We start from the raw sequence: 11,779 nt of genomic DNA on the forward strand, positions 1-11,779 counted from the left end.
CCGTGTCCGTGGTCTGCGCGTTGCTTCCCGGCTGTCACTCGGCCGTGTCGTCGCCGCGTCGGCGGCGCACTCCGATCGAGCCCCGGTCGGTGCGATGCTTGCTGCGCCGGACCTTCGACAGAGCCTCGGCGGTCACCAGGCCCAGCTCCCCGGCGAGGGCCCACAGGGCCTGCTTCACCGTGGACTTGGCGTCCAGGTCGTGCAGTCGGCCCGCGTCGACCGCGCCTTGCAGCTCCTTGAAGCCGGCGGGCACGGTGGTGCCCGCGACCCGGGTGCCGGTGATCTTCTGTATCAGCGGTGGCTGGATCTCGGTGTTGCGGGTGTAGCGGTTGACGACCGTGACGGTCTCCTCGCCCTTGCGGATCTGGAGTCTCGACCACATCCGCACCAGCCGCTTGGCGGCCCGGACGGCGACCACGTCCGGCGTGGTCAGCAGCAGCGCGACATCGGCCATCTCGATGGCCGCGGCGTTGGCGGCGTTCATCTGCGAGCCGCAGTCGATGACGACGACGGAGTTGCGGATGCGCAGCGAGCTGACCACCTGCCGCACGGACCGGTCACTGACCTCCTCGCCGCGCTCGCCGTCCTTGGGCGCGAGCAGCAGCGACATGCCGGACTCGTGGTCGAAGACGGCGTCCTGGAGCACGCGGGGCGTGATGTCCTGGATGCCCGCGAGGTCCACGATCGAGCGGCGGAACTGCACATCGAGGTACGAGCCGATGTCGCCGGTCTGCAGATCCAGGTCGACCAGGGCGACCGTCTGCCCCGACGCGTGGGCGGCCAGGGCGAGTTGGATCGCGGCCACGGTGGTGCCGACCCCGCCCTTGGCGCCGGAGACGGTGACCACGGTGCCGCCCGGACCGGCCATGGCCTCGCCGCCGCTGCCGAGGTGGCGGCGGACGCCGACGGCCCACTGGGCGGCGGACTGGACCCGGTTGGCCAGTTCCTCGTAGCTCAGGGGCAGCGTGACGAGGCCGCGGGCGCCCGAGTCCATGGCGGCGGAGAACAGGCCGGGGCTGGCGTCCGTGGTGATGAGGACCACCCCGACCGCCGGGAAGCGCAGCGCGACCTCCCGGATCAGTTCCAGCGCGGGTACCGGACCGATCCGCTCATGGACGAGCACCACTTCGGGCAGCTCGTCGACGGACTCGCCCGCGAGCCGGGCGAGCGTGTCGATGAGCTGGGTGGAGTCCGCCACCGGGGCGGCGGGCTCCGCGTCGGGGAGCTGGCTGAGCAGGGTGGTGACGGCCCGTGCCGCGTCGACGTCACCGACGGCGGGGAGAATCCTCGTGGTCATCCGGCCTCACTTGTCCTTGGAGAGCTCATAGGTACGCTCCCCGGGCCGCAGCGAGGTGTCGCTGCCGGGAGCGATCAGGGCGAGGCGGACGTGCTGGGCGAAGGACTCGGCGTAGGCGACGCGCTGTGCGTCGGTCGTGTTGAGCGCGAAGGTGATCGGCACCGCCTCGCTCGCGCGCGACCGGTTCTCGCCGTCCTTGCCCTCCAGTGCCGTCAGCTGACCGACGTCGATGACCTTGGCGTTGGCGACGATGATCTTCGACTGGGCGGGAGTGTTGCGGTCGTCGCCGGAGAAGGTGGCGAAGATGTTCACCTTCGAGCCGGGCTTGATCTTGCCGGCCACACCGGTGGCGGCGTCGATCATGATGGCGATCTCCTGCTCACCGGGCTCCAGCGCCGGGCGCTTGACGATCATGTCGCTCTGGAGCAGCGAGCCGTGGCGGAGGCTGGTGACGGCGATCTTCCCGTCGATCTCCGAGAGATCCGTGACGGCGTTCTCCGACAGCCAGCGCTTGGGCATCTTGACCTTCTCGAACTGCTGCGCGCTGAGCTGGGTGTAGGGGGCGATGTCGTCCTTCACCTGGTAGGCGGTGACCTCCGGCCCGACCTTGGACTTCGCGTCGCTGATGACGGACAGCACACCGGCGAAGGCGACGAAGGCGAGGAGCACGGAGAGGAGCAGCAGTATGACGCCGCGGCGCTGGCGGGAATTCATGGGCCGAACAACCTCATCAAAGGGACGTGGGAGCGGGCGGGGGCGGACGGGACGGGTCGGCGCTGCGGCTGCGTGCCGTGCTGCGCGAAGTCACCGGTGTTCAAGACACCGTTGGCCGGATAAGTGGTTCCCCGGCAGGAAGAGCGGAACGCGCTCGGGGAGGCGTGAGCTGACACACCGGCGGCGGAACCAGGTTCGCGCTGGTCATCGCGGACTCTGTCGGCACGTTCAAGATCCCCGTTCACTCTCCGATCCGCACCTCCCCCGGGCGAACCGCAGACTGTCAACTGCTCAACTCAGCTGCATCAGCACCTTATCCATGTCATACACAACAGTGAACAGCGGCGACCCACCGGACAGGCGAGCCAGAAGCGACAACCGCCGGTATAGCAGGACAAGTTGACCGATGCGAGCCGACAACTCATAGCCGATAGTCGGCCAGTTCGTCACAGCTTCTTCACGCAGGCGTCAATACGAGGCGACGAGACCCCAGTTCAGGGCCAGGCTGTACAACGTCACGAACGAGAACCCCGCCAGCGGAATGCACATCAGGAGCCGCACATAGACCGGCCCCCAGGTGTCCGGCCCCGCGATGGTGGCCCGCTTGCGCGGGCGCGCCGGGTCGTAGCAGACACGGACCGGCGCACCCACCTCGTAGCCGAAGGCTCCCGGCCGGTCCTTGAACTCGACGGTCTCACCGTCCGGGGTACGGAAGGCGAAGACGAACTGGGGGTGGGACTGACTGTTGCCTCCCGGGGACATGCGGCGCGTCACGCACCACCCCCGGGTCCGCTCGCCGCGCAACACCAGCCGGATCACGATGACCATCCGGTACAGGACCAGGACGATACCCACCGTGGAGGCCAGCCCCACGGCCAGGAAGGTCATCTCGAACGTCGACATCGACACGCCGCTGACTATTTCTTCGTCTTCTTCAGCTCGACACTGTCGATGATGTCGGATATGTCACGACTGGACAGGGTGCCCGGCTTGGAGTTCACCGTGATCAGGTACGGGCGTGACTGGTCGTCCACACCGGCCAGCATGAGACCGTCCAGCCTCGTACCCTTGGCCGGCTCACCTGGCCTGCCCTTCGCCGCGAAGGTGTATGTGATCTTCCTGGCCTCTTCGGGCCCATCGGGTCCGGCCACCTCGATCTCCGTACTCTTCACGGGCGTGGCACCCAACTGGATCCTCGCCTCCGCCCCGACGCCGGCCATCTTGGCGGTGTTCATGCCCGTTCCGTAGTCGAACTCGACGGACAGGACCGCGGTCATGGTGCCGCCCTCGGTGAGGCGTGCTCGGGCCACCTCGTAGTGGTTCCTCTTGTCGACGGCGACCTTCTCGAAGCCCTTGGGGTAGGCGACGGAGAGCCGCTCGGTGTTCAGGGTGCCCCAGCCTTCCGGGGTGGTGGCCGCGGACTTGCCGCCACCACCGCAGCCGGTGAGCAGCAGGCCGACGGCTCCTGCCGCCACCGCCGTACGCAGGCCGTGCTTCGACTTCCCGTTCATCCCTGATTTCCCTCGCTCATTCCGAACGGCTCTTCCGCTGCCATCTTCGCGTCCCAGGGCTTCGCGTGCGTACCCGCCGCTACTTCGCGCAGTAGCTGTAGGGGGTGTAGCTGCGCTTCCCGTCCCGCGGGGCACCCAGGAACTCGGCGTTCTTGAGCGTCTCCTTCTTCTTCTCCAGGGAGACGGAAGCGCCGATGGAGAGGCCCAGGTTCAGCTCGAACCCGTACTCGTGCGCGTCGGCCATGCCATCGTACGTGGTCTTGCTGGACTTGCCCTTGTCGAACATGAGCTGGCCGAAGGGGTCGTCCGCACCCGGACGCTTGGTCGGCGCGTAGTTGGTGAACAGGTTCTTGATGAGCTGGCTGCCCCCGTTCCCGTCTCCGTCCAGCCACCGCTGGGCGATGGCCCGGTCGGCGTCACCGTCCTTGCCCTTGGGGAACGTCAGGGTGTTGGTGTGCACCTCGATGTCGCTGCCGCCGGAGTTGTCGACATCGCCGGCACTGCCGCTCTTTTCGTTCTTGCCTTCCTTGCCGTTGTGGCCGCCGACACCGTTGGAGACACCACTGGCGGTCTCCGTGGTCTGGGTGTAGTCGATCCGGACCAGCTCACCGGTCTTCTGGTCACGGGTGACAGTGATCGTCGCCGTGCGGTCGAGCGTGTTGTGGTCGCCCGTCTCGAAGCCGCCGGCGCCGAGCTTGCTGCCCCACACGCCGCTGCCCTTCATCGTGTAGGTCTGCGACTTGGTGCCGCGGTAGTCGTCGACGGTGTACACCACGTCGGAGTTGATCGTGATGCTGCCGTCGACCCCTGCGGACGCGATGCGGTCGTCCCCGGGGTTGATCCCCAGTCCGCCGTCCGCCTCGCCGTAGAGTCCGATGGAGCCGTAGCTGATGTGGCGGTCCTTGAGCTTGCCCTCGATGCGGTTGCGGAGCTTCTCCTCCTCCACGAGCGGACCCTTGCCGAAGATGGCAAGGAGGCCCGCACCCGCGTTGGACTCGCCGCCGTACTTGCGCTGGGTCTCGTACACCTTCAGCTTCTCGAGGTCGTCGCGGAACTCCGCGGCCTCTTCCTTGCTCTTGAAGACCCAGGTGTCACCGTTGTTCACCTTGATGCCGGCACCGAGGTCGACCGAGCCCTTGCCCAGCTTGCCGATCTTTCCGCCCCAGCCGTACGTTCCCCCGACCTTCGTCGAGTCCGTGAAGGTGGTGTAGATCAGCTTGTCGTTGCCGTCGACCTTGCCGTCGCCATTGACGTCGTAATTGGCCTGGTGTGTCTGGTCCTGGAAGCCGTATTCGTTGCCCCATTTGAGGAAGCCCACCTTGACCTCACTGCCCGCCTTGTCGCTGACGGTGGAGATCGTGCACAGCGGAGGCTCGAAGTCCGCGTCGGTGGCCTGTGTGCCGGACCCGTCGCCACCGGACGAGCAGCTCCCCCCGCCGCCCCACAGCGACGAGATGGAGCAGCGGAACCGTTCGCCGATCGAACCGGCCACGCCGGTCCCGATGAGAGCCAGCACGATGGCCACCGCGACGATCACGGCGCCGACGTACTCCAGGGCGGTGGCACCACGATCGGAGCGGGCGGGGCGGTGGATCGCCCTCACCCGGCGCAGCCACCACTCCCCGGCGGCTCTGTGAACATGACGTCTCCTCATCGCTCCCCCTCCTGCAACCGATCCACCCCGTAGCCGGCGACGGCGCCGACCACCACGACGACGCAGGACAACAGGAGGCCCTCCGTGGAGGAGCGCCCCCAGTACATGACGACGTTCACGATCTGCGCGAAGAGCGGTACCGCGAAGAGCGCGGCGAGATGCCGCGGCGTCGACTCACGGAACGGCTCCCGGTGCACACGCCCGGCGATCCAGGTGGTCAGCGCGATGCACAGGACGTTGGGCAGGTGGACGTAGAGCAGCCGACCGCCGAACGACTCCAGACGCTCCGGCGTGGCCAACGGCTCGTAGAAGTACGTGATCTGGATGTACGAGCTGATGAACAGCGCGATGAGCCCGGCTGCCCAGGCGAGGATGAGCGCGAAGAACCCCCCGCTCTCCGCTCGGCCCGCCGTCACACCGCTGTGCGGCGGCCCACCTGTCCCACGCATGCCTGACGCCCCTCCGGTCGATCCCTGACGAAGTCGCCACACCCTAGGCATCGGTGGGATACGAGCTCATAGGCCCGTGGGCCCACACCCGGACCCAATTTCGAATCCGGGCCTGCTCAGAGGTAGTTCGGGACACGCGAAGGGGACGAGGGGGCCCTCCGCGTGGAGGGGCCCGGTGGGTGACCTGGGGTCAGGACGCCTCGGCGCGGTCCCGCCGGTGGTAGCCGGGTGTCGTGACGGAGCAGAACACGCAGCGGTCGCCGATGAGTTCGAGACCGCACCAGTGGCACAGGTCCCGGCGTACCGCCGTCACGAGCTGATACAGGACCGAGAGGTCCGGGAGGAAGGTGGCGAACTCCACCAGCTTGCCGGTCCCCCACCAACGGGCCGACTCCGCAGGCAGTTCCGCCTCGAGGAGCCCCTGGACCGACCAGGCGTTCGCGAGGTTCGAGCTGATCCAGTCGGTCTGGAGCTGCCCCTTGGCGACGAGCAGCCAGGTGCCGAACTCCGGCCCGGCCAGTCGCGCTTCGGGCCCGATCTCCACCAGTTGCGGCGCGGGGTTGGTCACCACTCCGAACTGCTTGCCGGGCATCCAGGACTTGGCGTGGGACTTGAGGCTGACCGGAACCCGGTCCAGCTTGGCGACCGTGTTGAGGACCGCGCCCGCGTGGATGTAGTGCGTGAGCAGACGGCCGGCCGAGGCCACGACACCCGCACTGAGGTCGGTGACCGACAACTGGCGCATCTGACGGATCAGCACCGCGAGGCCCAGCGGCGGCAGATCCGACTTAAACAGGGCGATGCGATCGCTCTCCAGGATCGAGCGCACGGAACGCAGACGCTGCTCCGTCGCCGCGGGCGCCGCCGACGAGTAGACGACCACCACATGACCGTGCTGCTCCAGCAGGGTCTGCATCTCCACCAGCGACTGCTCCAGCGACTGCTGCTGCGGAGTCCTCAACGGGATGGCCGGAGGCGTCTGTTGATCGGTCGACGGCAGCACCATGTCAGCACTGGTGACAGCAATCGCGGTCGACACTCGAGCCCCCCCGTTCCTCGGTCGCCGCAGCTCCGGAGCCAAACGATCACGGCCCGGACGGCTACCTCAGCACTCTATCCGTGCCATACCGGTCGGAGAACACCCCTTCTTCACTTGCGAGACAGCCCATCCCTCACCAAACGAGGCCAGGTATGGGCAAGCCGGGCAAGTGTGCGTCAGTCGTCGTCCTTCGTCACGGCGACGGGCTCCTCCTCGTCGTCCTCGTCGTCGAAGTACGCGTCCAGCACCTCGTCGAGCCGGTTGTCCCACTCCTGGAAGCGGGCGCGCGAGTCGGCCTCGATCTCGATGGGGTACCAACGGCGTTCGGGCGTGTGCACGGTCACCGTGAACCGCTTCCCGAACCGCGCGGTCTCCGTCTCCACGGCACCGATCTCGTCCCAGCGGAACTCGCACTCCTGGTCGTCCAGGCGGAGGCGCACACCGCAGTGATCGGCGACGATCTTCGCGCGACGGTCGGACGCCTCGAAGACGGGCCCGTCGGGGGCAGGCTTCTCCGCCGACTCCTCCGACTCCTCCGAGTCCTCCGAGTCCTTCGCAGGCTCCTCCTCGGCCTTCTCCTCGGCCTTCTCCCCCGGCTCCTCCTCGGAGTCCTTCACGGCCTCCGACTCGGGCTTCGCGGACGGTGCGCGGTCGCGCTTCTCGTCGGCGTCCGCCACCGCGGCAGGGGTCACTTCCGCCTCGACCACCTCCGTATCGGCGGGCGTGGTCTCCTCAGGCGTCGCATCCTCCGGCTCGGCGGCGGACGCGGGTGAGGTGAGCCCGGGGATGAAGGCCGGGTCGACCCCGGCGCCGTTCAGGGGCTTGCTGCTCGAACCAATGCGCTGCTCCACAGCGGGCAGTATGGTCGAAGATCCTGTGCCGGACACAGCCGGACCCTGCATCGTTATACGAATCTTCGCCGAATCCCCGTGCCAGAGCCTTGTTGACGGCCCATCAGTTCCGCACCAGCCTGGCGCGTCGCTCTCGGGGAAGAGCACAGCCGAACGACCCGGATGCCACGCCAGGGAGGCCGCATGGACGCCGCTGTCGCCGCAGAACGCCTCGCCGCCCTCATGGCGGAACGCGTCGACCACCGCTTCAAGGGCCTGCCGCCCGACGCCGAGGGCCGCACGCTCGCCGACCTCGCCGCCGAGCGCCGCGACCTCTTCACCGGCGGCTTCACCACCCCGCTCCTCACCCTCGCCGCCGAGCACCTGACGCACAACCTCGGCCTGATGGAGACGTACACGGCCCGGCACGGCCTCGCCTTCGCCCCGCACGGCAAGACGACGATGGCACCCCAGCTCTTCCACCGCCAGATCGCGCACGGCGCGTGGGGCATCACGCTCGCGGTCCCCCACCAGGTGCGTGTGGCACGGTACTTCGGCGTCCAGCGCGTGTTTCTCGCCAACGAGCTGGTCGACCCGGCAGCCCTGCGCTCGATCGCGGCCGACCTCGCCGCCGACTCGGACTACGACTTCGTCTGCTACGTCGACTCACCGCACGGCGTCGCGCTGATGGACGCGGCCCTGAGCGGAGCCGCACGCCCCATCGACGTGGTGGTCGAACTGGCGGCGGGCGAAGGCGCGCGCACCGGCGTCCGTACGGAGGCGGAGTGCGTGGCGGTCGCGGACGCCGTGGCGGCGACGCGGACCCTGCGGCTGGTGGGCGTGGCCGGATACGAGGGCGAGGTACCGCGGGCGGACCCGGGCCGGGTACACACGTGGCTGCGCCGACTGACCGCGCTGGCCGTGGAGTTCGACAAGGCGGGCCGGTTCGCCGACGCCGACCGGATCGTGGTGAGCGCGGGCGGCAGCGCCTGGTTCGACGCGGTGGCCGAGGAGTTCACCCGGATGCCCGAACTCTCCGTACCCGTCCTGAAGTTGCTGCGTTCGGGCGCGTACGTCACGCACGACGACGGTCACTACCGCGGGCTGACCCCCTTCACCCGCGTCCCGCAAGAGGGCGCGCTCCAGCCCGCGTTGCGCCTGTGGACCCAGGTGGTGTCCCGCCCCTCGCCCGAGCAGGCGTTCGTCAACGCGGGCAAGCGGGACGTGGGGTACGACCTGGGCCTGCCCACCGCGCTGGTCGTGCACCGCGACGGCGAGGAGCGCACGGCCACCGGCATCACGGTGACCGCCCTCTCCGACCAGCACACCTGGCTGCGTACGACCCCGGAGGCGGACCTCCGGGTCGGCGACTGGCTGGGCCTCGGCCTGTCCCACCCGTGCACGACCTTCGACAAGTGGCCCCTGATCCCGGTGACCGAGGCGGACGGCACGGTGGTCGACTACGTCCGCACGTTCTTCTAGAAGCAACAGGGCGCAACCAAGCGTGAGCAGGAGCAGTCATGCCCCCTCTGGACCTCGCCGATCTCGTCATCCGGGACGCGGATGTGGTCGACGGCAGCGGCGCCCCCTCCTACCGTGCCGATGTGGCGGTCAAGGACGGCCGGATCGTCTCGATCGTGCAGGAGGCCGCGGCGGCCGGGTGCCAACGCCCGCGTGCGGTAAGGGAGCTGGACGCCGAGGGTCTCGTCCTCTCGCCCGGCTTCATCGACATGCACGCCCACAGCGACCTCGCTCTCCTGCGCGACCCCGACCACAGCGCCAAGGCCGCGCAGGGCGTGACGCTCGAAGTCCTCGGGCAGGACGGGCTGTCGTACGCGCCCGTGGACGACCGTACGCTCCCCGAGGTGCGCCGCGCGCTCGCCGGATGGCACGGGTACGGCGACGACATCGACTTCACCTGGCGGTCCGTGGGCGAGTACCTGGACCGTCTGGACGAGGGCATCGCCGTCAACGCGGCCTGTCTGATCCCGCAGGGCACGCTCCGGATGCTCGTCGTCGGCTGGGAGGACCGGGAGGCCACACCCGAAGAGCTGGACCGGATGCGGCAGTTGGTCGCCGAAGGGATGGAGCAGGGCGCGGTCGGCATGTCGTCCGGGCTGACCTACACCCCCGGCATGTACGCCACGAACGCCGAACTGACCGAACTCTGCCGGGTGGTGGCCGCGTACGGCGGCTACTTCTGCCCGCACCACCGGTCGTACGGGGCCGACGCCCTGGCCGCGTACGAGGAGATGGTGACCTTGGCCCGGGAGTCCGGCTGCCCGCTCCACCTCGCGCACGCCACCTTGAACTTCGGCGTCAACCAAGGCCGGGCGGCCGAGTTGCTCTCCCTGCTCGACGGCGCCCTGGCGTCGGGCGTGGACCTCACGCTCGACTCGTACCCCTACACCTCGGGCTGTACGACGCTGGCGGCGCTGCTGCCGAGCTGGGCGAGCGAGGGCGGCCCGCGGGAGGTCCTCGCGCGACTCGCGGACGACCGCGCGGCCGAACGGATGCGGCGGGAGCTGGAGATCACGGGCAGCGACGGCTGCCACGGCGTGCCCGTCGACTGGAACACCGTCGAGATCTCGGGGGTCGGGGACCCCGCGCTCGCGTCGTACGTCGGCAGGACGGTCCAGGAGTCGGCGGACCTGCGCGGCGAGGCTCCCTGGGTCATCGCCCGTCGCCTCCTCGTCGCGGACCGGCTGGGCCCGACGGTCCTGCAGCACGTGGGCCACGAGGACAACGTCCGCGCGATCATGCGGCACCGCGCCCACACGGGTGGCTCCGACGGCATCCTCCAGGGCGCGAAGCCGCACCCGCGCGCCTACGGCACCTTCCCGCACTATCTCGGCCGGTACACAAGGGAGTTGGGGGTGCTGACGCTGGAGGAGTGCGTCGCCCGGCTGACCGGTCGCCCGGCGGCCCGGCTGCGGCTGCCGGACCGGGGCCTGGTCCGCGAGGGCCACCGTGCCGACCTGGTCCTCTTCGACCCGGCCACGGTCGCGGCCGGTGCCACCTACGCCCGGCCCCGGACCCCGCCGACCGGCATCCCGTACGTCCTGATCGACGGCCGCTTCGTGATCGAGGACGGGCGGCGCACCGACGTGCTGGCGGGGCGGGCGGTCCGCCGTACCGCGACGTGACCGCCCGCGCGCGTCGCCTACGGCTTGGGCAGGACGCAGCCGCTCGCGTTCAGGTTCAGCTTGTTGCCCGCGCCGAAGCACGCGGGGATCTGGTAGGTCTCCTCGGCGTAGTTGATGCCCTGACGGACGGTCACCGTGCCGTTCTCGTCCACCTCACAGGGGTTGTTCACCGTGCAGGAGCCGCCGTCCTCGTTGCCGGTGTTGTTGACGGCGACGACCTTGCCGGTGCTGTCGACGACCGGCGAGCCGGAGGTGCCGCCGATGGTGTCGCAGGCGGAGGTGTAGCGGACCGAGTCCTTCCAGGTCCAGCCGCCTTCCTTGAGGCGGTAGACGAACCCGTCGATGTTGCAGCTGTAGATCCGCTTCCAGTAGCCGGAGACGACGTTGATCGCGCTGCCGGCGACCGGGTGCGTGTCCGCGACGGTGAGCGCGTTGATGCCGTACGAGCTGCGGATCTGCGCGTAGGTGGTGGTGAGCTGGTAGATCGTGACGTCGGTGTCGGTCATCGTGGAGTACGCGACCTTGCTCGCGCGCAGCGTCGCGACCTTGCTGCCCGAGGAGTCGAGCAGGCCGAAGGTGCGGCTGGAGGCCTGGTCGACGATGACCTCACCGGGGTCGGGGAAGCCGGTCTCCAGGCAGTGGCCGTTGGAGAGGACGAGCGCCGGGTCGCTGTCCGCGGAGTTGGGGAAGCGGATGACGGAACCGGAGCAGTTGCTGAGCGAGACGGTGCCTGCGAAGTCGGCAGCCTGGATCGTCGCCGACTTGGTGGCCGTGCTGGTGGTCTCGGTGGATGTGGTCGCGGTCCCGGGTGCCGCGGTCGCCGTGGCCGTGCCTGCTCCGGCGAGCACCAGAGCGAAGAGCGCGGCGGCGAGAGGCTTGCGCATGTGGGGGGTCCCCTCCTGGTGAGAGTGGTGACCTGGACGGCCGGAGGTGCACACCGTCCCCGTCTTGTCATGCGCATTGTGAGTAGCCCCCACCCCGGGGACAAGGAGTAGTTTTCGGCCACCCGCCCGCACAGCACAGCGACCATCCCCCGCGCCTCACCCGTTCAGCGGAACCCGAAACCAGGCACACACCCCACCCCCCCCTCCCCTCACCCCCCCACCCACCTCCACCCCACTTCCCGGCCTAACCCCCCT

The 11,779-nt window shown here is 69.1% G+C and carries 11 protein-coding genes; 2 read left to right on the forward strand and 9 right to left on the reverse strand.

Features of this window, described 5'->3' with window-relative positions:
- Positions 1 to 34: 34 nt before the first annotated feature.
- The 8 genes from NGF19_RS27415 to NGF19_RS27450 all read right to left on the reverse strand — a co-directional run bounded on the left by NGF19_RS27415 (position 35) and on the right by NGF19_RS27450 (position 7,515).
- On the reverse strand, positions 35 to 1,297 hold the full coding sequence (locus NGF19_RS27415) for a CpaE/TadZ family protein (RefSeq protein WP_252428253.1): 1,263 nt from the start codon (positions 1,295 to 1,297) through the stop codon (positions 35 to 37).
- Between the two features lie 6 nt (positions 1,298 to 1,303).
- Positions 1,304 to 2,011, reverse strand: a complete 708-nt coding sequence (cpaB, locus tag NGF19_RS27420) for a Flp pilus assembly protein CpaB (RefSeq protein ID WP_252428254.1) — start codon at positions 2,009 to 2,011, stop codon at positions 1,304 to 1,306.
- A gap of 468 nt (positions 2,012 to 2,479) precedes the next feature.
- Positions 2,480 to 2,914, reverse strand: a complete 435-nt coding sequence (locus NGF19_RS27425) for a DUF3592 domain-containing protein (RefSeq protein WP_252428265.1) — start codon at positions 2,912 to 2,914, stop codon at positions 2,480 to 2,482.
- Positions 2,915 to 2,928: 14 nt separating this feature from the next.
- Positions 2,929 to 3,522 (reverse strand): hypothetical protein, encoded by a 594-nt coding sequence (locus NGF19_RS27430; protein ID WP_252428255.1) that lies wholly within the window; start codon positions 3,520 to 3,522, stop codon positions 2,929 to 2,931.
- Positions 3,523 to 3,601: 79 nt separating this feature from the next.
- On the reverse strand, positions 3,602 to 5,176 hold the full coding sequence (locus NGF19_RS27435; RefSeq protein WP_252428256.1) for a Flp family type IVb pilin: 1,575 nt from the start codon (positions 5,174 to 5,176) through the stop codon (positions 3,602 to 3,604).
- On the reverse strand, positions 5,173 to 5,625 hold the full coding sequence (locus NGF19_RS27440; RefSeq protein WP_252428257.1) for a hypothetical protein: 453 nt from the start codon (positions 5,623 to 5,625) through the stop codon (positions 5,173 to 5,175). Before NGF19_RS27440 ends, NGF19_RS27435 begins: the two co-directional genes overlap by 4 nt.
- Positions 5,626 to 5,815: 190 nt before the next feature.
- Positions 5,816 to 6,631, reverse strand: coding sequence for a hypothetical protein (locus tag NGF19_RS27445; protein WP_252428266.1), 816 nt, complete (start codon positions 6,629 to 6,631; stop codon positions 5,816 to 5,818).
- A gap of 209 nt (positions 6,632 to 6,840) precedes the next feature.
- A complete protein-coding gene (locus NGF19_RS27450) occupies positions 6,841 to 7,515 on the reverse strand; it encodes a hypothetical protein (protein WP_252428258.1) in 675 nt (224 codons plus the stop codon).
- A gap of 183 nt (positions 7,516 to 7,698) precedes the next feature.
- Between NGF19_RS27450 and NGF19_RS27455 the strand changes: the two genes are divergently transcribed.
- Positions 7,699 to 8,976, forward strand: a complete 1,278-nt coding sequence (locus NGF19_RS27455) for an amino acid deaminase (protein WP_252428259.1) — start codon at positions 7,699 to 7,701, stop codon at positions 8,974 to 8,976.
- 38 nt (positions 8,977 to 9,014) lie between these two features.
- The gene (locus NGF19_RS27460) at positions 9,015 to 10,640 is read left to right on the forward strand and encodes an N-acyl-D-amino-acid deacylase family protein (protein ID WP_252428260.1); all 1,626 of its coding nucleotides are present in this window, start codon (positions 9,015 to 9,017) and stop codon (positions 10,638 to 10,640) included.
- A 17-nt stretch (positions 10,641 to 10,657) separates the two neighbouring features.
- On the opposite strand, the gene NGF19_RS27465 is transcribed toward NGF19_RS27460, so the two are convergent.
- Positions 10,658 to 11,524, reverse strand: a complete 867-nt coding sequence (locus NGF19_RS27465; protein ID WP_252428261.1) for a S1 family peptidase — start codon at positions 11,522 to 11,524, stop codon at positions 10,658 to 10,660.
- Between the last annotated feature and the right edge of the window lie 255 nt (positions 11,525 to 11,779).

It is taken from the genome of Streptomyces macrolidinus, assembly GCF_023887685.1.
Lineage (GTDB): Bacteria > Actinomycetota > Actinomycetes > Streptomycetales > Streptomycetaceae > Streptomyces > Streptomyces macrolidinus.